Annotated in this window: 23 protein-coding genes and 1 pseudogene; 15 read left to right on the forward strand and 9 right to left on the reverse strand. The window is 76.6% G+C overall.

Annotation, left to right across the window (positions count from 1 at the left end):
• Nucleotides 1-15: 15 nt before the first annotated feature.
• Nucleotides 16-1,461 carry a MocR-like transcription factor YczR gene (gene yczR, locus DCS98_RS01715; protein ID WP_116449605.1) on the reverse strand — a complete coding sequence of 482 codons (1,446 nt, stop codon included), beginning with the start codon at nucleotides 1,459-1,461 and terminating at the stop codon, nucleotides 16-18.
• Between the two features lie 242 nt (nucleotides 1,462-1,703).
• Nucleotides 1,704-2,639: a cobalamin biosynthesis protein gene (locus DCS98_RS01720; RefSeq protein ID WP_241037026.1), complete on the reverse strand. Its 936-nt coding sequence runs from the start codon at nucleotides 2,637-2,639 to the stop codon at nucleotides 1,704-1,706.
• A gap of 53 nt (nucleotides 2,640-2,692) precedes the next feature.
• On the opposite strand from DCS98_RS01720, the gene def reads away from it, so the two are divergent.
• Genes def through DCS98_RS01740 form a run of 4 tightly spaced genes read left to right on the forward strand, consistent with a single transcriptional unit; the run spans nucleotide 2,693 to nucleotide 5,127 of the window.
• Nucleotides 2,693-3,250 carry a peptide deformylase gene (gene def / locus DCS98_RS01725; RefSeq protein ID WP_116449607.1) on the forward strand — a complete coding sequence of 186 codons (558 nt, stop codon included), beginning with the start codon at nucleotides 2,693-2,695 and terminating at the stop codon, nucleotides 3,248-3,250.
• The gene (locus DCS98_RS01730; protein ID WP_206340054.1) at nucleotides 3,247-3,903 is read left to right on the forward strand and encodes an HAD hydrolase-like protein; all 657 of its coding nucleotides are present in this window, start codon (nucleotides 3,247-3,249) and stop codon (nucleotides 3,901-3,903) included. Before def ends, DCS98_RS01730 begins: the two co-directional genes overlap by 4 nt.
• 55 nt (nucleotides 3,904-3,958) lie before the next feature.
• Entirely contained in the window at nucleotides 3,959-4,462 is a 504-nt protein-coding gene (locus DCS98_RS01735) for an FBP domain-containing protein (protein ID WP_116449608.1), read from the forward strand.
• Nucleotides 4,463-4,500: 38 nt separating this feature from the next.
• Complete coding sequence (locus DCS98_RS01740; protein ID WP_116449609.1) at nucleotides 4,501-5,127, forward strand: flavodoxin family protein; 627 nt, start codon at nucleotides 4,501-4,503, stop codon at nucleotides 5,125-5,127.
• Here DCS98_RS01740 and DCS98_RS01745 read toward each other — a convergent pair.
• The gene (locus tag DCS98_RS01745; protein WP_116449610.1) at nucleotides 5,112-6,359 is read right to left on the reverse strand and encodes an MFS transporter; all 1,248 of its coding nucleotides are present in this window, start codon (nucleotides 6,357-6,359) and stop codon (nucleotides 5,112-5,114) included. The two genes, DCS98_RS01740 and DCS98_RS01745, sit on opposite strands and share 16 nt — an antisense overlap.
• Before the next feature lie 74 nt (nucleotides 6,360-6,433).
• Between DCS98_RS01745 and DCS98_RS01750 the strand changes: the two genes are divergently transcribed.
• A complete protein-coding gene (locus tag DCS98_RS01750) occupies nucleotides 6,434-7,609 on the forward strand; it encodes a glucose-1-phosphate adenylyltransferase family protein (protein ID WP_116449611.1) in 1,176 nt (391 codons plus the stop codon).
• Between the two features lie 6 nt (nucleotides 7,610-7,615).
• On the opposite strand, the gene DCS98_RS01755 is transcribed toward DCS98_RS01750, so the two are convergent.
• Nucleotides 7,616-8,308 (reverse strand): DUF4383 domain-containing protein, encoded by a 693-nt coding sequence (locus DCS98_RS01755; RefSeq protein WP_116449612.1) that lies wholly within the window; start codon nucleotides 8,306-8,308, stop codon nucleotides 7,616-7,618.
• Between the two features lie 114 nt (nucleotides 8,309-8,422).
• On the opposite strand from DCS98_RS01755, the gene DCS98_RS01760 reads away from it, so the two are divergent.
• Together DCS98_RS01760 and DCS98_RS22785 are read left to right on the forward strand one after the other, a co-directional pair.
• Nucleotides 8,423-8,752, forward strand: a complete 330-nt coding sequence (locus DCS98_RS01760) for a tetratricopeptide repeat protein (RefSeq protein WP_116449613.1) — start codon at nucleotides 8,423-8,425, stop codon at nucleotides 8,750-8,752.
• 104 nt (nucleotides 8,753-8,856) lie between these two features.
• Nucleotides 8,857-9,036 carry a hypothetical protein gene (locus DCS98_RS22785; protein WP_164704329.1) on the forward strand — a complete coding sequence of 60 codons (180 nt, stop codon included), beginning with the start codon at nucleotides 8,857-8,859 and terminating at the stop codon, nucleotides 9,034-9,036.
• 4 nt (nucleotides 9,037-9,040) lie between these two features.
• On the opposite strand, the gene DCS98_RS01765 is transcribed toward DCS98_RS22785, so the two are convergent.
• Together DCS98_RS01765 and DCS98_RS01770 are read right to left on the reverse strand one after the other, a co-directional pair.
• On the reverse strand, nucleotides 9,041-9,796 hold the full coding sequence (locus DCS98_RS01765; protein WP_116449614.1) for an adenosylcobinamide-GDP ribazoletransferase: 756 nt from the start codon (nucleotides 9,794-9,796) through the stop codon (nucleotides 9,041-9,043).
• 19 nt (nucleotides 9,797-9,815) lie between these two features.
• Nucleotides 9,816-10,367, reverse strand: a complete 552-nt coding sequence (locus DCS98_RS01770) for a histidine phosphatase family protein (RefSeq protein ID WP_116449615.1) — start codon at nucleotides 10,365-10,367, stop codon at nucleotides 9,816-9,818.
• A 64-nt stretch (nucleotides 10,368-10,431) separates the two neighbouring features.
• On the opposite strand from DCS98_RS01770, the gene DCS98_RS01775 reads away from it, so the two are divergent.
• Entirely contained in the window at nucleotides 10,432-11,220 is a 789-nt protein-coding gene (locus DCS98_RS01775; protein WP_116449616.1) for a Fic family protein, read from the forward strand.
• 19 nt (nucleotides 11,221-11,239) lie between these two features.
• Here DCS98_RS01775 and DCS98_RS01780 read toward each other — a convergent pair whose 3' ends face one another.
• Both DCS98_RS01780 and DCS98_RS01785 read right to left on the reverse strand, forming a co-directional pair.
• Nucleotides 11,240-11,515: a hypothetical protein gene (locus DCS98_RS01780; RefSeq protein ID WP_116449617.1), complete on the reverse strand. Its 276-nt coding sequence runs from the start codon at nucleotides 11,513-11,515 to the stop codon at nucleotides 11,240-11,242.
• Between the two features lie 70 nt (nucleotides 11,516-11,585).
• Complete coding sequence (locus DCS98_RS01785) at nucleotides 11,586-12,434, reverse strand: HAD family hydrolase (RefSeq protein ID WP_116449618.1); 849 nt, start codon at nucleotides 12,432-12,434, stop codon at nucleotides 11,586-11,588.
• A 127-nt stretch (nucleotides 12,435-12,561) separates the two neighbouring features.
• On the opposite strand from DCS98_RS01785, the gene ssd reads away from it, so the two are divergent.
• The 7 genes and pseudogenes from ssd to DCS98_RS24045 form a co-directional block, all read left to right on the forward strand.
• Complete coding sequence (gene ssd, locus DCS98_RS01790; RefSeq protein WP_116449619.1) at nucleotides 12,562-13,629, forward strand: septum site-determining protein Ssd; 1,068 nt, start codon at nucleotides 12,562-12,564, stop codon at nucleotides 13,627-13,629.
• Complete coding sequence (locus DCS98_RS01795) at nucleotides 13,626-14,768, forward strand: TadA family conjugal transfer-associated ATPase (protein WP_116449620.1); 1,143 nt, start codon at nucleotides 13,626-13,628, stop codon at nucleotides 14,766-14,768. Before ssd ends, DCS98_RS01795 begins: the two co-directional genes overlap by 4 nt.
• Nucleotides 14,765-15,553 carry a pilus assembly protein TadB gene (locus DCS98_RS01800; protein ID WP_116449621.1) on the forward strand — a complete coding sequence of 263 codons (789 nt, stop codon included), beginning with the start codon at nucleotides 14,765-14,767 and terminating at the stop codon, nucleotides 15,551-15,553. Before DCS98_RS01795 ends, DCS98_RS01800 begins: the two co-directional genes overlap by 4 nt.
• Nucleotides 15,550-16,257 carry a type II secretion system F family protein gene (locus tag DCS98_RS01805; RefSeq protein ID WP_241037028.1) on the forward strand — a complete coding sequence of 236 codons (708 nt, stop codon included), beginning with the start codon at nucleotides 15,550-15,552 and terminating at the stop codon, nucleotides 16,255-16,257. The genes DCS98_RS01800 and DCS98_RS01805 overlap by 4 nt, the downstream gene beginning before the upstream one ends.
• Before the next feature lie 127 nt (nucleotides 16,258-16,384).
• The gene (locus DCS98_RS01810) at nucleotides 16,385-16,621 is read left to right on the forward strand and encodes a DUF4244 domain-containing protein (RefSeq protein WP_206340087.1); all 237 of its coding nucleotides are present in this window, start codon (nucleotides 16,385-16,387) and stop codon (nucleotides 16,619-16,621) included.
• Nucleotides 16,622-16,665: 44 nt separating this feature from the next.
• Complete coding sequence (locus DCS98_RS01815; protein ID WP_116449622.1) at nucleotides 16,666-17,001, forward strand: TadE family type IV pilus minor pilin; 336 nt, start codon at nucleotides 16,666-16,668, stop codon at nucleotides 16,999-17,001.
• Nucleotides 16,998-17,330 (forward strand): annotated as a pseudogene (locus DCS98_RS24045) (Rv3654c family TadE-like protein); the annotation flags it as partial. The gene DCS98_RS01815 and the pseudogene DCS98_RS24045, both read left to right, overlap by 4 nt.
• Nucleotides 17,331-17,366: 36 nt before the next feature.
• On the opposite strand, the gene DCS98_RS01825 reads toward DCS98_RS24045, so the two are convergent.
• Entirely contained in the window at nucleotides 17,367-19,799 is a 2,433-nt protein-coding gene (locus tag DCS98_RS01825; RefSeq protein ID WP_241037030.1) for a DEAD/DEAH box helicase, read from the reverse strand.
• Between the last annotated feature and the right edge of the window lie 197 nt (nucleotides 19,800-19,996).

A 19,996-nucleotide genomic window follows, 5' to 3' on the forward strand; every position in this document is an offset into this window, starting at 1 on the left:
GCGTGCGCTCAGGTGTCAAACGACGGTGCGCGGCTGGGGGTAACCGTCGCCCGCCGTCCCGGTGCGCAGGCCGGCCTGCACCTGCGCGAGCAGCGCGACCGCCCGGCGGAGCTCGTCGGCCGGACGGGTGAACGGCAGCCGCAGGTGGTCGTCGAACGCGTGCCCCGTGCCGAAGGCGCGGCCCTCGGCCAGGACCAGACCGTGCTGGGCCGCTCCTGCGGCGAGCGCCGCCGAGCTCCCGCCCGGAGGCAGCCGGCACCAGACGGACAGGCCGCCCGCCGGCACGGGCGCCTCCCACTCCGGCAGCAGGCGCGCGAGCTCGGCCAGCAGCACGCCGCGGCGCTCGCGCAGCTGCGCACGACGCTGCTCGAGCACCTCGTCGAGCCGACCGAGCAGGATCGTGGCCGCGAGCTGGTCGAGCAGGCCGACCGAGAGCTGTCGCCGGCCCAGGGTCTCGCCCAGCTGGGCGGCCAGCGCCGCGTCGGTGCGGATCCAGCCGATCCGCAGGCCGCCCCAGACCGCCTTCGACAGCCCGCCGACCGTCACCGTCGCGGCGTCGGGGAGGCTGCCGGCGAACGGCGGCAGCGGGCCCTCGTCGAGGTGCAGTTCCGCCGACACCTCGTCGACGACGGCGAGGACCCCGTGCTGCCACAGGGTCGCGGCCAGCCGGCGACGGCCGGCGGCGGAGAGGCGGGCGCCGGTCGGGTTGGAGAAGTCCGGCATCACGAAGGCCAGCCGGGGGCTGCTCTGCCGCGCGGCCAGGTCGGCCGCGCGGATCAACGCGTCGGGGTCGGCGGCGTCGACGGCCACGGGCGTGCACCGACCGCCCGCGGCCCCCACCTGCCCGAGGATCCCGGGGTAGGTCGGGTGCTCGACGAGCACGCGGTCGCCGGGCTGGAGGAGCGTCTCCAGGACGACGGCGGTCGCGTCTCCGACGCCGGCGGTCACCACGACCTGGTCGGGATCGGTCGGGAGCCCGCGCGCTGCGAACCGCTCGGCGATCGCGGTGCGCAGCTCCGGCAGCCCGCCCGTGGCGTAGCCGTGCTCGCCCAGCCGCGACGGCAGCACGGCCATCGCCTGCGCGTAGGCGTCCACCAGCGCGGGAGCGGCCTCGGGGGCGGCGTGCGCCAGGTCCAGGACGCCGGGCCGGTTGCTCGGCGGGAGCCAGCGGGAGCCGGCGGCCGGCAGCTCGGTGACCGTGCCGGACCCGTGCCGGGTGGTGGCGAAGCCCTCGTCGCGGAGGACGCGGTAGGCGGAGGCGACCGTCACGCGGCTGACGTCCAGCTCGGCGGCCAGCTCCCGCTCGGCCGGCAGGCGGTGCCCGGCCGGCAGGGACCCGGCGGTCACCAGGTCGCGGATGCGGCGGGCCAGACCTGCGTAACGCGGCCCGGGCAGGCCGTCGACCGGCCCGATCAGGCTTGCCAGTTCCCGCGGGGTGGACTGCTCGGCGACCGGTGGCATGCGACCACCATGCCGAAGTGGACTGCTCCTGTCTAGCCCGGACCATGCCACTGTTCCGCCATGACCTCGGCCGCCACCCTCCTCGTCCTGTCCCTGCTGGCTCTCGTCGGTCTCTCGATCACGACGCTCGTCGTCACCCTCCGGGGTGGCCGCGGCCCGGGCGACCCGCCCGCCAGCCACCCGCGCGTCGACCCCGCCGGGTTCTTCGTGCTCCCTCGGGCGCGCGGGCTGTTCGAGGGCGCTCAGCCCCGTCGCACCAGCCGGGCGGCCGTCGCGAGGATCGCCGCCGCGGTCCACACCGCCCGGGACAGCCGCACCGCCCGCGGGATGTCGCCGGCGCGCGGTGCCCGGCCGTCACCGAGCGGGGGCCGCACCTCGATCCGGCTGCCGTAGACGTTGCGCCCGCCGAGCCGGAGCCCCAGGGCCCCGGCTGCCGCGGCCTCGCACCGGCCCGAGTTGGGGCTGGGGTGGGCGGCTCCGTCCCGGAGCCAGGCACGGAGCGCGCCCCCCGGCGACCCGCCGACGAGCGGTGCGCACGCCACCGTCAGCGCGGCGGTGAGACGGGCGGGTAGCCAGTTGGCGGCGTCGTCGAGCCGGGCGGCCGCCCAGCCGAAGCGCTGGTACCGGGGCGAGCGGTGGCCGACCATCGCATCGAGGGTGTTGACCGCGCGGTACGCCAGCAGCCCCGGGATCCCGCCGAGGGCGCCCCACACGAGCGGGGCGACGGCGGCGTCGGAGGTGTTCTCCGCGACCGACTCCACCGTCGCCCGTGCGAGCTCGGGCTCGCCGAGCCCGTCGGGGTCCCGCCCGGCGAGCGCGGGCAGCGCCGCACGGGCGGCGGGCAGGTCGCCGGCGTCCAGCGCCCGCTGCATCGTCGTCGCAGCCCGGCCCAGGGACGTGCCGCCGAGGACGGCCCAGGTCGCTGCCGCCGTGACCAGCGCGCGGGCGACCGGACGGCTCAGCGTGCGCCTGTCCAGCGCCGTGCCCGCCAGGGCGGTCGTGCCGGTCAGCAGCAGCACGTGGGCGGCGCCGGCCGGGCGGGAGTCGCGGTAGGTGCGGCGTTCCACGGCCAGCGCCGTCGTCCCGAACCCGGCCACCGGGTGACCGCGTCGGGGGTCGCCCAGCAGGAGGTCCGCGGCCGAGCCCAGGGCCAGGCCGAGGGCCGTCGGGACCGTCACGGGGGTCATCGTGCCAACCGGTCGCGGACGGGCCGTCCCTAGGATCGGTGCCCATGCGCCTGCCCGGCCGTTACGACGGCGTCGCCCGGCCGATCGTCACCTATGGCAGCAACCCGGTCCTGCACCGGCCGTGCGCGCCGGTGACCGAGTTCGGCGAGCCGCTGCGCCGCCTGCTGCTCGACATGTTCGCCAGCATGGAGGCGGCCGACGGCGTCGGTCTCGCGGCCAACCAGATCGGCGTCGACGCCCGCGTGTTCGTCATCGACTGCCCCGACGCCGAGGGCGAGGACGTCGTCGGCTACGTGGTGAACCCGACCCTGACGATCCCGGAGCCGGTCGGTGACGAACCGGCCGAGGAGGTGACCGAGGAGGGCTGCCTCTCCGTCCCCGGGCCCTACGCCGAGCTCCCGCGGGCCTTCCGGGCCCGGGTCGACGGGGTGGACGTGAAGGGCGAGCCGATGTCGATCGAGGCGACCGGCATGGCCGCCCGCTGCCTGCAGCACGAGATGGACCACCTCGACGGCACCGTCTACGTCGACCGCCTGCCGGAGGAGCACCGCGAGCGGCTGCTCGCGGAGGCAGCCGGCCCGGGCGGCGACCTGCCGGCGTGAGCATCGCCGGCCGGCTGGTCCTCTTCGACCTCGACGGGACGCTGGTCGACTCCTCGCCGGGCATCGCGGCCTCCGTGCGGCACGCGGCCCGGGAGCTGGGCCTGCCCGAGCCGACCCCGGAGCAGCTGCGGGCGATGGTCGGCCCGCCGCTGCAGGACGGGTTCGCGCTGGTGCTCGGCGTGCCGGCCTCCGACGTCCCGCACGCCGTCGCCGCCTACCGGGGGCACTACGCCGCCGGGGCGCTGCTCGACGTCACCGTGCACGACGGCGTCCCGGAGCTGCTCGACGCACTGCGGGAGGCCGGGGCGACGCTCGCCGTCGCCACGAGCAAGCCCGAGCCCTTCGCCGTCCGGGTGCTGGACCACACCGGCCTGCTGCCGGTGTTCGCGAGCGTCCACGGCGCGACGCTGGACGGCTCCGTCCGGCACAAGGACCAGGTGGTGGCCGCAGCGCTCGCGGCACACCCCGGCGCCCGCTCGCCGGTGCTCGTCGGCGACCGGTCGCACGACGTGCTCGGTGCCGCCGCCCACGGTCTGCCCTGCATCGGGGCCGGCTGGGGACCGGCCGAGGACGGCGAGCTGACCGCAGCCGGGGCCGCCGTGGTCGTCGGCTCGCCCGCCGAGGTGCCGGCGGCGCTGACGAAAATCGGGTGAGGACGGCGAGCCCGTGGCGCAGGATGGGAAGCCCCCCACGGCAAGGAGATCGATCGTGCACGCCCTCACCGAGCAGCAGATCCGCCGCTCGTTCCTCAACTGCTCGCAGGGCGAGGCCAAGGGCCTGACGCTGCCCCGGGACTTCGCGGACCTGGACTGGGCCTCACGCGAGCTGCTGGGCTGGCGGGACCCCAAGGCCCCGCTGCGGGGCTACCTGGTCGTGGAGGCCCCTGACGGCGACGGGACCCGGCCGCTGGGCATCGCGGTGCGGGCGGCGGAGTCGAAGATGTCGGTCCGCCGGACGGTGACGTGCCTGCTCTGCCAGACGTCGCAGTCCGGCGACGCCGTCTCGCTGTTCACGGCGAAGCGGACCGGCGCGGCCGGGCGCAACGGCAACACGGTGGGCACCTACATCTGCGCCGACCTGGCGTGCGCGCAGCGGGTCCGCACCGAGATCCCGCCGTGGCTGCAGGAGCGCGACCCCGACGAGGTGATCGCGGAACGGGCCGCCGAGCTGCGGGAACGGGTCGCGGGGTTCGTCGACGCCGTCCGGCGCTGATGTGTGAGGGCGATCGGTTGCGGGGCATCTGACAGCTCATGACCGAAACCGCGTCCGCCACCCCGCTCCGCGCCCTCGCGCTCGTCTGCAGCCTCAAGGCCTCGCCGGCGCCCTCCAGCAGTGACCTCATGGCCAGGCAGATCCTCGAGCAACTGGCGAAGTACGACGTGACCGGCGACGTGGTCCGCGTCGTCGACCACGACGTGAAGCCCGGCGTCGAGGTGGGCATGGGCGAGGGCGACGAGTGGCCCGCCATCCGGGCGCAGATGATGGCCGCCGACATCCTCGTCGTCTCGACGCCCACCTGGGTCGGGCACATGAGCAGCGTCGCGCAGCGGGTGCTCGAGCGCCTCGACGGCGAACTGTCGGAGACCGACGACACCGGCCGGCCGCTGATCACCGGCAAGGTGGCCGTGACGGCCGTCGTCGGCAACGAGGACGGCGCGCACAAGATCACCGCCGATCTCATGCAGGGCCTCAACGACATGGGCTTCACCCTCCCGGCCCAGGGCGGCACCTACTGGAACGACGAGGCCATGGGCAGCCGGGACTACAAGGACCTGGACGAGACGCCCGAGGCGGTGGCGTCGACGACCGCGACGCTGGCCGAGAACGCCGCGTCGCTGGCCCGCGCGCTGAAGGCGAGCCCCTACCCGGGGAGCTGAGCCGGCGCCAGTGCCTCGGGTCGCTCGCCGGCGGCGGCGAGCGACCCGGCGGTCCTCCGGGCCCGCACCAGGCCCGCGACGGCGACGAGGGCGAGGACGACGACGGCGCCCCCGTAGACCTCCGTCGTCCGGGTCAGCCCGACGCTCTCGACGGCGATGCCGGCGACGATGCTCGGGATGCTGAACGCCAGGTAGCCGACGACGAAGATGCTGGCGAGCAGGCCGGCGCGGTAGCCGGCGGCCACGCCGGAGGTGATGGTGGCGACCGCGCCGAGGAACGAGGCCCCGAAGCCGAAGCCGGTGACGACCGCCGTCGCGAACAGCAGCGGCGTCGATGTCGTGAAGAGCGAGACGAGGGTGCCGACGACGCCGGCGGTGAAGGCGAGCGCCCCGACGAGCATCGCCCGCTCGGGAGGGGCCGTCCGCAGGGCGAGCGAGCCGACGATGCCCGTGCCGTTCAGGGCCAGGATCAGCAGCCCGCCGACGAGGTGGTTGTCGATGCCGAAGACGTCGGCGACCAGCGACGGGCCGAGCGAGGCGTAGAGACCGCCGACCGACCAGCACGCCACCAGCAGCGGCAGCGCGACCACGAAGGCCCGGCGGTGCGCCGGGGGCACGTGCACGCGCGGGACGAGCGAGGTCACCGCGCCGGGCAGCCGCGGCGAGCTCTCCGGCAGGACGACGGTGCCGACGGCGGCCAGCAGGAAGACGACGGTCAGCACGCCGAACACCCAGTCCGTGGGTGACGGGACCAGCTGGACGAGCAGCCCCGCCCCGGCAGCCCCGATCGAGAGCCCGAGGCCCGGGGACGCGCTGTTGATGAAGGCGCCGAGCGGCCGCTCCCGGTGCTGCAGGTCGAGCAGCGCGGCGCCGAGCGTGCTGGTCAGCGCGCCGGTGGCCAGGCCCTGGACGACGCGGGCGGCCAGCAGCCAGCCGACGCCGTCGGCGAAGAGGAACAGCGCCATCGACGCGGCCTCGAGGAGGAACGCGGCGACCAGCACCGGACGCCGCCCGACGTGGTCGGACAGCCCGCCCACGACCAGCAGGGAGGCCAGCAGCGCGAAGGAGTAGATGCCGAAGACCGTCGTCAGCACGCCGGAGCTGAACCCGAACTGCTCCTGGTAGACGCGGTAGAGCGGGGAGGGCACTCCCGATGCGGCGAGCATGAGCACCAGCAGGACGGCGACCGACCAGAAGGCGGCGGTCCGCGGCAGGCGGCGGGAGACGGGCACGACCAGTGCGAAGCGCGGCGGCGTCCGCGTGATTCCCGGTGCGTGCGTGTCGGCACGCCGGGTAGGGGCGGGGCATGGCCCTCCCGCGGATCCTCGTGCTCGTGCTCGCCGGTGGCGCGGGGGGCCGCCTGGAGCTGCTCACCGAGCAGCGCGCGAAACCCGCGGTCCCCTTCGCCGGCGTGTACCGGCTGGTCGACTTCCCGCTCAGCAACTGCCAGCACTCGGGCATCGCCGACGTCTGGGTCTCGGTGCAGTACCACCCGACGTCGCTGTCGGACCACCTCGCCAACGGCCGTCCCTGGGACCTCGACCGGACCACCGGCGGGATGATGGTGCTGCCGCCGTTCCAGGGGACCGAGCGGGGCGGCTGGGTCACCGGCACGGCCAACCTGCTGTGGCGGCAGGCGGACCTGATCCGGGAGCACGACCCGGACGCGCTGGTCGTGGTCAGCTCCGACGCGGTGTACGAGCTCGACTACCGCGAGGTGGTCGACGCGCACCTGGGGTCGGGCGCCGAGGTGACGATGGTGACCACGCAGGTCGAGGCCGACGACGCCTCGCGGTACGGGATCGTGGAGGTCGACGGCGAGCGGGTGACCGGCTACGCCTACAAGCCCGGCGAGCCGGCGACGACCACGGCCACGAACGAGGTCTTCGTCTTCACGCCCGGCGCGACCCTCGACCGGCTCGACGCGCTCGAGGACGAGCTGGGCGAGGAGGGGCTCGAGGACCTGGGCAGCCACCTGCTGCCCGCGCAGACCCGGGACGGCCTGGCCCGTGCCCACCCGCTGGAGGGGTACTGGCGCGACGTCGGCACCGTCCCGGCGTACTGGGAGGCGCACCGCGACTTCCTCGCCGCCGAGCCGCCCATCGACCTGGACGACCCGGCCTGGCCGCTGCACACCCGGGGCGGCCGGCACAGCGCGGCCCGCGTCCTCGACGACGGCCGGATCGAGAACAGCCTCCTGTCGGGGGGCACCCGTGTCTCGGGCGACGTGCGCGGTTCGGTGCTGTCGCCCGGGGTGGTGGTCGAGCGCGGGGCGAGCGTCGTGGACTCGGTGCTGCTGCCGGGGGTGCGGGTGCGGGCCGGCGCCCGGGTGGAGCGCGCGGTCCTCGACGACCGGGTCGACGTGGGCGAGGGCGCCGTCGTCGGTGGGGACGGCGACATCACGCTGGTCGGCCGGGCCGCCCGGCTGGAGGCCGGGACCGAGATCGCCGCCGGTGCGCGGCACCCCGACCCCGAGGACTGACGGTCCTCAGGAGGCCGATCGGTCGAACTCCATCCAGACACGTCGGCGGTCACCCCGGCTGTGCACCTCCGCCATCGCGGCCACGCGCCGGCGCTGGTCGGCGGTGGCCACGTGGTTGACGACGGCGATCTCGGCCGCGCGCATGGCCCGCTCGGCGGCGAACTCGGCCGGCGTCGACGGGTAGGACTCCGGCTCGCTGTCCTCGGTCCGCGGACGGGCGTACGGGCTGTCCGGGGGCAGGCTGCCGCTGACCCGCCCGTACGCGCCCAGCAGGAGGAGCAGCAGACCGGCGACGACGGAGAACACGACGTTGTCCATCTCGAAGGCGAGCACGTTGAACGACGTGCGCAGGGCCGCGAGGTTGGCCAGCGCCGAGACCAGGAACAGCGTGCCGACGACGATCATCACCGTCGATGCCACGCGGGGGCCGCGCAGCGCCGCGACGACCAGCACCACGGCGGTGAGCACGGAGATCGTCGACAGGAGCCCGTTCGACGACATGCCGAGGACCGGCTCCCCCTCGGTGGAGAAGAAGTCCAGGCCGCCGGCGAACCCGAGCAGGCCGAAGACCAGGATCACCGCCGCGACGGCCAGGGCTCCGGTCCGCTGGACGGCGAAGACGCGGTTGGCGTGATCCGGCGCGTCCTGGGAGGGGGTCGGCTCGTGGGTCCGCCGGTGGGGGAAGTGGCGCAGCTGCATCGCGGGCCTCCGCGGGTGGGGGAGTGGTGCCTGTTCTTCTGCCGGCCGCGCGCAGGCGGATGCGGGGTCCGCCGCCACGGGAAGCCCCAGGCCCTGCTCCTGGTTGCAGGGGGCATGACGCAGCCCTTCGAGATCGACATGCACTCGGAGTTCCTCCGGGCCGATCTGCTCCTGGCCATGGGGCAGCCCACCGAGGCGGCTCGCATCCTGGAGCGCGTCGTGGCGGCCGATCCCGCCAACGAGGCGGCGCTGGAACTGCTGGCGAGGGCCTACTTCGGCTCGGCCCAGCTGACGAAGTCCGAGAACGCCCTGACCAGGCTGGTCGCGCTCGCGCCGGCCAACGGCTGGGCCCGTCGCGCCCTGGCCCGCACGCTGGAGCGGCAGAGCCGTGGGGCCGAGGCGCAGCCGCACCACCGGATGGCGGACGCGCTCGGCGCGGCCTGACTCCCGGTCACGCCACGCCGGGAAGCGAGCCGAACCGGCCCGGTGCGGACTCGCACCCGGGCGGCCCGGGCACCCCTGGACGCATGAGCATCCTCGGAAGACTGATGGGAACCGCAGAGACCGCCGCCCGCGGCGCCGCCCGCGGCGGTCGCGCACCCGCGCGTCCTGGGCGGGGGATGGCCGGCCCGGTCGGCCGTCGCGGCCTGAGCCGGCGCCGCACCCCGGCACCGGCGCCCGCGGGCGGGATCGGTGGCCTCGTCCAGGGCCTCCTGCGCCGGCGCTGACCCGCTAGAGTACGACGGCGGCCACCAGCAGGGTGGCCGCCGTCGCCGTCTCACCCATCGCGCCCATCACGTCACCGGTCACCCCGCCCACCCGCGCGCATGCCCGCCGGTAGAGCACCTCCGCGGCGAGCAGGCCGGCCAGCGCGCCGGCCGCGAGCCGCGCGGCCGTGGACAGCTCGCCGGCCGTGGCCGCGGCGACCAGCCCCAGCAGGACGACGGCCCAGCCCGCCAGCCACCCCGCCGACACCGTGCCCGCCACCAGGGCGCCCAGCGACGAGCCCTCCGCCGTGCGGACGCCGGGCAGGCCGGTGCGCGCCATCGCCACCCGCGCGACCGCGGCGGCGAGCCAGAGGGCGATCCAGCCGTGCTCCGTCGTCAGCAGCGCGGACAGGCAGGCGACCTGCAGCAGCAGCGCCAGGACCAGCGTCACGACCCCGAACGGTCCGACGTCGCTCTGGTGCATCACCTGCAGCGCCCGCTCCCGGCCCCGCAGCGGTCCGAGCCCGTCAGCCGTGTCGGCCAGCCCGTCGAGGTGCAGGCCACGGGTGAGCACGGCCAGCGCCGCCACGGCGAGCACCGCGCCCGCCAGCGGCGAGATCCAGTGCTCGCCGAGGACGGCGACGCCGGTGGCGAGCCCGCCGAGGACGAGGCCCACCAGAGGCGCCCAGGGCAGGACCCCGCGGGTCGACGCCGCGGCAGCCCGCGGGACGGGGAGCACGGTCAGCAGCGCGGCGGACTCCAGGGGTCCGGTGAACCTCATCGCGCCGGGGCCGGCGCACTCACGCGATGAGCTCCAGCCGGGTGATCGAGCCGTTGTGCGGGGTCACCGCCGGCATCGCGTCCGGGCCGAGGCCGGCGACCACGGCCTGCGCCGCGCGGATCGTGTCGCCGTGCGTCACGAGTGCGATGACGTCGGCCGGCGGTTCGGCACCGAGGTTCTTGAGGAAGGCCTCCACGCGCGCGTGCAGCTCGGCGAGGCTCTCCCCACCGGGTGCGGACCAGTGCGGGTCGGTCCAGTCGACGACGTCCCACAGGTCGCGGGAGGGCAGCCCCTCGAGCTCGCCGTAGCCCTGTTCCCGCAGGGCGGGCGATGTCTCGATCGACAGGCCCGTGGCGCGCGCGCAGTGCTCGGCTGTCTCGACCGCCCGCAGCAGGTCGCTGGAGATCAGCGCGCCCGGGCGGAGGCGGGCCAGCTCGTCGGCGGCCGTGTGGGCCTGGGCGTGGCCGAGGGCGGTCAGCGGCACGTGCGGCGTCTGGCCCTGCATGCGGCCGGCCGCGTTCCACTCGCTCTGTCCGTGGCGGACGAGCAGCAGCGTCAGAGGGCGGGACATGGCAGGGGGCAGCGTAGGCGAGGACCCTGCAGGTTCCGGCGGGGTGCCTCGTACCGTCGTCCCCGTGACTCTTCCCGTCCGTCCGGGTGCAGCCCGCCCCGCGAACCGCCCGGCCGCGCCCGACCCGCTGGCCCCCCTGCTCGACCTGCCGGGGGTGCGCGAGGCCGCGGACGCCGCCCGCACCGGCATCGACCGCCTGCTCGGGCACCGGGTGCTGCGGCGGGAATCCGCCGGGGTGAGCACGGAGTCGGCCCTCCGCGGAGCCCGGGCGTCGGCGGCGCTGGAGGGGGCGGACGTGCCGCTGGGCGACCTGCGGTCCGGGGCCGTCGCCGACCCGGTCGTGCAGGGTGCGCTGCGGGTCTCGGCCGGTCTCGGGGGGATGGTCGAGACCTGGTCCCGCGCGCCGGGGCAGGTACTGGCCCGGTTGCACGTGCTCGCCGCCGCGGACCTCGCCGACCCCGCGGGGCTCGGCCGGCCGGCGCCGCACGCCGGTCCCCGGCTGTCGGGACTGTTCTCGCTGATCACCGGCACGACGATCGTGCCCGCCGTGATCGTGGCCGCGCTCGTGCACGGCGAGCTGGCCGCCCTGGCGCCGTTCGGCACCGCGGACGGTGTCGTCGCGCGGGGTGCCGGCCGGCTCACCGGGATCACCCGCGGCCTGGACCCGAAGGCGGTCTCCGTGCCGGAGGTCGGCTTCGCCGAGCTCGGCAGGGAGGCGTACGCCGAGGCGGTCGCGGGCTATGCCTCCGGCACGGAGGCCGGCGTGGCCGGGTGGCTGGTGCACTGCTGCCGGGCCACGGAGCACGGCGCCCTCGAGGGTCTGGCGATCTGCGAGAGCCTGCTCCGCGGTTGATCCCGGGCGCCCGCCCGGCTCAGGTCGGTGACAGGGCGAAACCGAGGACGGCGGTGAGCACCACCCCGCAGGCGGCGGCCGCCGCGGCGAGGAGCCACGCCCCGGTGACCGCACCGGCGGTCGCGGCACCGACGAGCGAGAGCCAGGGCCCGGACAGCGACAGGAACAGGCCCACGCGGCCGGTGCGCGACCGGCGCCGCCGCCGACGGCGCGCGGTGCGGTTGGACTGGCCGAACAGGACCGCGGCCACGCAGACGGCCAGGGCGGCCAGCCATGCCAGGACCACGGTGAGCACGTCGGCAGGATGTCCCACCCTGCGGAACGCCGGGTGGAGCCCCGCCGGGAACGGGCGGTGAGGCGGTCGCTCAGGCCCCGCGCCGCCGCCGCCGGCCGGTCAGCGGGCCCGGCTCGCCCGTGGCGATCAGGCCGGCACGCAGCGCGCGGTGCCGCGCGTACCAGGCCAGCCCGACGACGGCCGCACCCACGCCCACGGCCGCCCCGGTGACCACCGGCGCCGGGGGAGCGGAGAAGCGGGCCCGCATGCTGACCGGCCGGGTGAACTGCAGGACCGGCCAGCCGCGCTCGAGCGCGACCTTGCGCAGCCCCCGGTCGGGGTTCACCGCGGTCGGGTGCCCCACGGCGGAGAGCATCGGCAGGTCGGTGATCGAATCGCTGTAGGCGTAGCAGTCGGCCAGGTCGTAGCCGCCCTCGGCAGCCACCCGGCGCATGGCCTCGGCCTTGTTCTCCCCGTAGGCGTAGAACTCGATCTCGCCGGTGTAGCGACCGTCCGCGACCACCATCCGGGTGGCCACCACCCGGTCGACGCCGAGCATCTCGCCGATCGGCGTGACCATCTCCGCGCCGCTGCTCGAGACGATGACGATCTCGCGGCCGGCGGCCCGGTGCTCCTCGATGAGGTCCGCCGCCTCGGCGTAGACCAGCGGGTCGACGATCTCGTGCAGCGTCTCCTCGACGATGTCGTGCACCGTGGCGGCGTCCCAGCCGGTGACCATCGCCGTCAGCTGGGTGCGCAGGCGCTCCATCTGCTGGGCGTCGGCCCCGGCGACCGAGAAGACCAGCTGCGCGTACGCCGTCTTGAGCACGGCGCGGCGGTTGATCAGCCCACCGTTGAAGAACGGCCGGCCGAAGGCCAGGGCGCTGGACTTGGCGATGACCGTCTTGTCCAGGTCGAAGAACGCCGCGGCGCGGGTCACAAGGCACGATGCTAAGTGGAGCGGGGAACCGCGGCTGGCGTCGCGCGCCGTCCACACCCGTTCGGGTCATCCACAGTTCCGGCCTCCCGTCTGGCACTGTCTGCCGATCCCGGCGTGAGGTCGACACGTGTCCACCTCCCGCATCCCCGCCCGTCCGCTCGTCGTCAGCACCGACGACGCCCTCCTCGACGACCTGCTGCGGCTGCTCGCCACGGCCGGGGCGGAGGCCGAGGTGGCGACGGGCGGGCCCGCTCTGCGCCGGGCGCACCGGCAGGCGCCGCTGGTCCTGGTGGGTGCCGATGCGCTCTCCGCGCCCGCCCTGCGCGCGCTGCCCCGCCGTCCCGGTGTGGTGGTCGTGGCCGGCGGAGAGCTGCCGGCCGGCGACTGGGCCGGGGCGGTGGAGGTCGGCGCCGAGCGGGTGGCCGTCCTCCCCGCCGACGAGTCGTGGCTGCTCACCCGGTGCACCGCCGCGGTCGCCACCCCGGTCGAGCGCGGCAGGCTGGTCGTCGTCGGCGGGGCCTGCGGAGGTGCCGGCGCCAGCACGCTCGCGGCGGCGGTCGCGCTGGCCGCCGCGCCGGGCGTCACCCTGGTCGACGCCGACCCGTGGGGAGCCGGTCTGGACCTGCTGCTGGGCGCCGAACGGGCCGACGGGCTGCGGTGGCCGGACCTGTCGGGGCTCCGGGGGCGGGTGGCCGGTGATGCGCTGCTCGCGGCGCTGCCGGACGTCGCGGGGGTCTCCCTGGTGGCCGCCTCCCGGAGCGATCCCGCGGCGGTTCCGCCCGACGCGCTGGCGGCCGTGGTCGACGCGGCCCGCGCGGTCGGGTCCCCCGTGGTGGTCGACGTGCCCCGGAGCGCTGCCGGCACCGCACCGCCCGTGGTCGCCGACGCGGACCTGGCAGTGCTCGTGGTGCCCGGGCGGCTGCGGGCCGCGACGGCCGCACGGCTGCTGGTCGACGCCCAGGACTCGCCGTGGGCATCGGCGCAGCTCGTCGTCCGACCGGTTCCCGGCGGTCTGGCGCGCAGCGAGGTGGGTGACGTCGTCGGCCGCCCGGTCCTGGCCGAGCTCGGGCACGACCGGAGCGCGGCACCCCGGGGTGAGCGGGGCGAGCCGCCCCTGGTCTCCGGGCGATCCCCGTTCGGGACGGTGGCCCGGCGGGTCCTCGGCGCACTGCGGGCGACGGACGCCGGCCGGTGAGCGCGCCGGCGCTGCTGGACCGGGTCCGCGCCCGGCTCGCCCTGCAGGCCGGTCCGCCCAGCCGCGCCGTGGTGGCGGCGCTCGTGCGGGAGGAGGCCGGCGGGCTGCTCGGCGACGCCGACGTGCTGCTGGCGGTCCGCCACGCCGTCGACGAGCTGGCGGGCGCGGGGCCCCTGGAGCCGCTGCTGCGGACGCCGGGCGTCACCGACGTGCTGGTGAACGGGCCGGACCAGGTGTGGGTGGACCGCGGGAGCGGGCTGGAGCCGGCGGAGGTGCGCTTCCCCGACGACGACGCGGTCCGACGCCTCGCCGTCCGCCTCGCCGCCACGGTCGGTCGCCGGCTGGACGACGCCTCGCCATGGGTGGACGTCGGGCTGGGGGACGGGACGCGGCTGCACGCGGTGCTCCCCCCGGTCTCGGGCAGCGGCACCTGCCTGTCGCTCCGGGTGCTGCGGCGCACGGCGCACTCGCTCGACGACCTGGCGACCCTCGGCACCCTGCCCGGCGGGAGCGAGGAGCTGCTGCGCGGGGCCGTGGCGCGGCGCCTGGCGTTCCTGGTGACCGGCGGGACGGGCTCGGGGAAGACCACTCTCCTGTCGGCGCTGCTGGGCGCCGCGGATCCGGCAGACCGGCTCGTGCTGTGCGAGGACGCCCCGGAGCTGGCGCCGGCGCACCCGCACGTGGTGCGGCTGCTGACCCGGCCGCCCAACGTCGAGGGCGTCGGCGCGGTGACGTTGCGGGACCTGGTCCGCCAGGCGCTGCGGATGCGCCCGGACCGGCTCGTCGTCGGCGAGGTCAGGGGCGCGGAAGTGGTCGACCTGCTCGCGGCGCTCAACACCGGCCACGACGGCGGCTGCGGCACGCTGCACGCCAACCGGCCGGCCGAGGTGCCGGCCCGGCTCGAAGCGCTCGGCGTCGCGGCCGGGCTCGACCGGGCGGCCGTGCACAGCCAGGCCGCCGCCGCGCTGGCCCTCGTCGTGCAGCTCCGGCGCACCGCCGGAGGACGCCGGGTGACCGAGATCGGCGTGGTCCGGCGATCGGCGGACCGGTTCCGGGTGGAGGCGGGGTGGCGCGCGGACGGGCGCGACTGCCCTGCCGCGGGACGGCTGCGCGAGCTCGTCACGGGGGGTGCGCCATGAGCGGGGCTCTCCTCGTGACGGCGGTCGCCGTCCTCGTCTGGCCCGACCGGGAGCTTCGTCGGCGGGCGCGGATCGCGGTGGCCCGCGCGGAGGACCTCGGCCGGCGACCGCCGGCCCCGGCGACCGGCCCCCTGGCCGTGGCGGTCGCGTCCGCGCTCGTGGTCGGCCTGGTCAGCACGCTCCTGGTCGGTTGCCTGGTGGGCGTGCTGGTGCTCGTCGGCGCACGGCTCCGGGCCGCGCGGGCCGCCGTCCGGCGTGCGGAGGCGCGGGTGCGCTCCGTGACGGAGGGCCTGGGCGCACTCGGCGCCGAGCTGCGGAGCGGACGCCCGATCGACGCGGCGACGCAGGCGGCGGTGGCGGCGTGCGCCGACGACGAGTGCGGCGCAGCCCTCGCCCGGGCCCTCCGTGCGCCGGCCGCCGGCGTCCCGGGAGGGGTCGACCCGGTGCTCGGTGCCGCCCTCGACCGGATCTCGGCGGGCACGCTGCTCAGCGCGCGCACGGGTGCCTCGCTCGCGGCGGTGTCGGCCGCCGTCGAGGACGACCTGCGGGCCGCGGATCGGCTGCGGCAGGAGCTCCGCACGGCCACCGCGGGTCCGAGGGCCAGCGCGATGCTGCTCGCGGGGCTGCCGGCCCTCGGCCTGGCCATGGGCAGCGGCGTCGGCGCCGATCCGTGGCGGGTGCTCACCACGACGGGCGTCGGGCAGGTGCTGCTGGTCGTCGGCGTCGCCCTCGAGCTGCTCGGCCTGCTGTGGTCCGACCGCCTCGTCAGCAGGGCCGTCCGGTGACCTCGTCACTGCTCCTGCTCGCCGGTGCCGTGCTGCTCTGGTCACCCGGGGCGGGTGTGGTCTCGCTGCGCGCCCGGGCGATGCGGCCTCCGCGCGAGGCGTCGGTCGGCCACCCGGTCCCACCGCTGCGTCGCCGTCTGCTGGCCGGCGCGGCAGGACTGGCGGCGGGATTGCTCGTCGGCGGGCTCCTGGGCGTGGGAGTCGCGGTGGCGGTGGCCGTGATCGGGGAGCGCCGGCTGGGCCGGGACCAGTCCCCTCCGGACCACGGACCGGCGATCGCGCGAGCCCTGCCGGGCGCGTGCGACCTGATGGCCGTGTGCCTGACCGCCGGGGTGCCGGTGACGGCAGCCCTGGCAGCGGTCGGGGCCGCCGTGCCGGCGCCCCTCGGCCCCGAGCTCAGGAGGGTCGCCGGCCTCAGCGCTCTGGGAGCCGAGGCGCGACGGGCCTGGGCGGGTGCGCCGCCCGAGCTGGCGGCGCTCGGCCGGGTCCTCGTGCGGGCGGGGGAGTCGGGCGCGGCGGCCGCACCGGCGCTGCGTGCGCTGGCAGGGGACGCGCGCACCTCCGCCCGCACCGCCGCGGAGGCCGCCGTCCGTCGGGCAGGGGTATGGGTGCTGGCGCCGCTGGGCCTGTGCTTCCTGCCGGCCTTCGTCTGCCTCGGGGTCGTGCCGATGGTCCTCGGCATCGCAGCCGAGGTATTCGGCTGACCGGTCTGTGCACAGCCCGCGGGCCGATCCACAGATCGTCCGCAGCCCTTCGACCTCGCCCTCCCGCGCAGAAGGCTCGGACCACGGCCCGGAGTGCGGGCCCCCGATCGAGGAGGCACCTGTGGGGATGACGTCGGACGTCGAGCAGCCGGAGCGTGTGGAGCCGGTGCTCCGCGTGCGGATGGCGCGGAGGTGGGCCGCCGTGCGCGCGGCCGGAGAGGCGGGGATGAGCACGGCGGAGTACGCGGTCGGCACGGTCGCGGCGTGCGCGTTCGCCGCCGTGCTCTACCGGGTGGTGACCGGCGGATCGATCGTCACGGGGCTGACCGAGCTCATCGACTCGGCCCTCGCCACCCTGTCCTGACGGTGCGGCGGACCGTGCCCCCCGACGACCGGGCGGAGAGGGGGATGGTCACCGCCGAGACGGCGGTCGTGCTGCCGGTGCTCCTGCTGGTCCTCGCCGGCGTGGTCGCGGCGGTGGTCGTGGTGGGCGCCCAGCTGCGCTGCGTGGACGCGGCCCGCGAGGGAGCTCGTGCCGCGGCGCGTGGCGAGGACGCGGCATCGGTGGCCGCCCTGGTGCGACGGGCGGCGCCCGAGGGCGCCGTGACGAGGGTCGGCACCGAGGGCGAGGAGGTGCGCGTCACCGTGACAGCACGGATCGCGCCCCTGGGGCCGGTGCCCCTGCGCATCACCGTGTCCGCCGAGGCGGTCGCCCTCCTCGAGCCGGACGGCGCGAGCTCGTGAGGCGGCAGCGGGGGGACCGCGGGTCGGCGACCGTCTGGGTGCTCACGGCCGCCGGCGTGCTGGCTGCGGTCGGGACCGCCGCCGTCCTCGTCGGAGCTGCGGTGGTCGCCCGGCACCGCGCCACCACCGCCGCCGATCTCGCGGCGCTCGCGGGGGCGGTCCGGGCCGTCGAGGGGGCCGACGCGTGCGGGACCGCGGAGCGGCTCGCCTCGGCGAACGGGGCGGACCTCGTCACGTGCTCGTCGTCGCCGGGAGCCCTGGTGGACGTGGAGGTCAGCGTGCCGGTGCGGCTCGGAGGGCTCGGCGTCTTCTCGGCCACCGCACGCGCCCGCGCGGGCCCGGTCGACCCGCTGGCGGGCAGCGGCTCAGAAGACGAGCTCGTCCTCGTCGTCCCCCGGCGCATCGGGGACCGCAGGGCGGACCTCGGCGGCGACGTTCGGCGCCTCCCGGTCGGGGTCGGGCATGCCCTCGCGGGCGGCGAGCTCGTCGAGCACGACGTCCAGCACGCGGACGGCGCCGGCCTTGTCGAGCGGGTCGTTGCCGTTGCCGCACTTGGGCGACTGCACGCAGGAGGGGCAGCCGCTCTCGCACTCGCAGCTGGCGACCGTCGCCCGCGTCGCCTGCAGCCAGCGGCGCAGCACGCCGAAGCCGCGCTCGCTGAAGCCGGCGCCACCGGGGTGCCCGTCGTAGACGAAGATCGTCGCGGTCCCGGTGTCGGGGTGCAGCGCCGTCGAGAGCCCGCCGAGGTCCCAGCGGTCGCAGGTGGCCAGCAGCGGCAGGATGCCGATGGCGGCGTGCTCGGCGGCGTGCAGGGAGCCGGGCAGGGCCGTGTCGTCCACGTCGGCACGCTCGACAGCCCGGCCGCTCAGGGTCCACCAGACCGCGCGGGTCCGCAGCTGCCGGGGCGGCAGGTCGAGGGGGAACTCGGCCAGCACCTCGCCGGTACCGAGCCGCCGCCGCTGGTAGGCCACCACCTGGTTGGTCACGTCCACGACACCGGTGTGCGCGGTCACGGTGCCCAGCGGCCGGGTCTGCTCGATCGAGACGATCGACAGGTCGGTGACGTCCCGCGCCACCGTCGTCCACTCGGGGTTGTCGGCGTGGACCACGGCGCACGCGTCGTCCACGTCGAACTCGTCGACGACGAACGTCTCGCCCCGGTGGACGTACAGGGCGCCGTCGTGCGCGGTCGCGTGGGCCGCCCCACCGTCGACGGTGCCCAGCAGCCGCCCGGTGCCCGCCTCGATGATCGACACCGGCTCGCCGCCGCTGCCGCGAATGTCCACGTCGGGCCGCCCGCGCCCGGCCCAGTACCAGCCCGCGGGCCGGCGGCGCAGCTGGCCGGCGGCGACCAGCTCGTCGAGCTGCGCCTCCGCCACGGCGCCGCCGAAGTCGGGCAGGTCGGCCGGTGTCAGGGGGAGTTCGGCCGCGGCGCAGCACAGCTGCGGCCCGAGCACGTAGGGGTTGGCCGGGTCGGTGACGGTCGCCTCGATGGGCCGGCCGAACACCGCCCGCGGGTGGTGCGCCAGGTAGTGGTCCAGCGGGTCGTCCCGGGCGACGAAGACGACCAGCGACTCGCGCTGCGCCCGGCCGGCCCGGCCTGCCTGCTGCCACATCGAGGCGAGGGTGCCCGGGTAGCCGGCCAGCACGACGGCGTCGAGGCCGGCGATGTCGATGCCCAGCTCGAGCGCGTTCGTCGTGGCCACGCCGAGCAGGTCGCCGGCCGACAGCGCCCGCTCCAGCTCCCGCCGTTCCTCGGGCAGGTAGCCGCCGCGGTAGGAGTCGACCCTGCCGACCAGGTCGGACCGGCCGCGGTCGTGCAGCAGCCTCCGGGCCTGATCGGCCACCGATTCCGCGCTCCGCCGGGAACGGACGAACGCCAGTGTCCGGGCGCCCCGCTCGACCAGGTCGGCCAGCAGCCCGGCCGCGTCGGCGGCGGCAGAGCGGCGCAGGGGAGCGCCGTGCTCACCGGTGCGCTCGGTCAGCGGCGGTTCCCACAGCGCGAAGGTCGCGCCCGGTCGCGGGGAGCCGTCGGTGGTGACCGCCTCCACCGGCGCACCGACCAGCCGGGACGCGGCCGCGGCGGGCTCTGCCACGGTGGCGGACGCCAGGACGAACACCGGCTCGGCGCCGTACCGCCGGCAGATGCGTCGCAGCCGGCGCAGCACGTGCCCCACGTGGGAGCCGAAGACCCCCCGGTAGGCGTGGCACTCGTCGATGACCACGTAGGCCACGCGGCGCAGCGTGCTCGACCACCTCTGGTGCGCCGGCAGGATCCCCCGGTGGAGCATGTCGGGGTTGGTCACGATCCACCGCGAGTGCCGCCGGACCCAGTCGCGCTCCTCGCCGGGGGTGTCACCGTCGTACGCGGCGGGCCGCACGGAGGCATCGGCGAGCGCGGCGACCGAGGCGAGCTGGTCGCGGGCCAGTGCCTTGGTGGGTGCCAGGTAGAGCACGGAGGCGCGCGGGTCCTCGGCCAGCCGGGTCAGCGCGGGCAGCTGGTAGGCCAGCGACTTGCCCGACGCCGTCCCCGTGGCCACGACGACGTGCCGGCCCTCGTGGGCGAGCTGGGCGGCCTCGACCTGGTGCCGGTAGGGGGCCGGCACGCCGCGCTGCTCGAGCCGGGCGCGCAGGTCACCGCTCACCCACTCCGGCCACGGGAGCGTGCTGCTCTCCCGGACCGGCAGGTGGTGGACGTGCGTGACCGGCTGCTCGTCCTCGCCGGTGCCGGCGAGGACGGAGGCGAGGAGGTCTGCGCCCGGTGGCACGACCGGGGCCACCGGGTGGAGCGTGGTCACGGGTCCCACTGTCACACGCCCCGCCGACGGGCGTCGGCGGCGAATCCCAACCATGTGATGCGGGTAACAAGTCGTACAGGACATCTGCACCTGCTGTGATCTCCCTTACACTCCCGCAACGTTCGGTGCGCGGGGGCTCCCGAGTACCGGGCGGTACCTCCGCCGGTCCGGGGAGCACCGACGCCTCCCGGCGGCTG

The sequence above is a fragment of the Blastococcus litoris genome (assembly GCF_003075095.1).
GTDB lineage: Bacteria > Actinomycetota > Actinomycetes > Mycobacteriales > Geodermatophilaceae > Blastococcus_B > Blastococcus_B litoris.

What these genes read in the sequence shown, in the direction of transcription:
- yczR (WP_116449605.1), bottom strand. Translation starts at nt 1,461, where the DNA reads ATGCCACCGGTCGCCGAGCAGTCCACCCCGCGGGAACTGGCAAGCCTG.
- def (WP_116449607.1), top strand. Translation starts at nt 2,693, where the DNA reads ATGCGCCTGCCCGGCCGTTACGACGGCGTCGCCCGGCCGATCGTCACC.
- DCS98_RS01740 (WP_116449609.1), top strand. Translation starts at nt 4,501, where the DNA reads ATGACCGAAACCGCGTCCGCCACCCCGCTCCGCGCCCTCGCGCTCGTC.
- DCS98_RS01750 (WP_116449611.1), top strand. Translation starts at nt 6,434, where the DNA reads ATGGCCCTCCCGCGGATCCTCGTGCTCGTGCTCGCCGGTGGCGCGGGG.
- DCS98_RS01755 (WP_116449612.1), bottom strand. Translation starts at nt 8,308, where the DNA reads ATGCAGCTGCGCCACTTCCCCCACCGGCGGACCCACGAGCCGACCCCC.
- DCS98_RS01760 (WP_116449613.1), top strand. Translation starts at nt 8,423, where the DNA reads ATGACGCAGCCCTTCGAGATCGACATGCACTCGGAGTTCCTCCGGGCC.
- DCS98_RS22785 (WP_164704329.1), top strand. Translation starts at nt 8,857, where the DNA reads ATGGGAACCGCAGAGACCGCCGCCCGCGGCGCCGCCCGCGGCGGTCGC.
- DCS98_RS01765 (WP_116449614.1), bottom strand. Translation starts at nt 9,796, where the DNA reads ATGAGGTTCACCGGACCCCTGGAGTCCGCCGCGCTGCTGACCGTGCTC.
- DCS98_RS01770 (WP_116449615.1), bottom strand. Translation starts at nt 10,367, where the DNA reads ATGTCCCGCCCTCTGACGCTGCTGCTCGTCCGCCACGGACAGAGCGAG.
- DCS98_RS01800 (WP_116449621.1), top strand. Translation starts at nt 14,765, where the DNA reads ATGAGCGGGGCTCTCCTCGTGACGGCGGTCGCCGTCCTCGTCTGGCCC.
- DCS98_RS01810 (WP_206340087.1), top strand. Translation starts at nt 16,385, where the DNA reads ATGACGTCGGACGTCGAGCAGCCGGAGCGTGTGGAGCCGGTGCTCCGC.
- DCS98_RS01815 (WP_116449622.1), top strand. Translation starts at nt 16,666, where the DNA reads ATGGTCACCGCCGAGACGGCGGTCGTGCTGCCGGTGCTCCTGCTGGTC.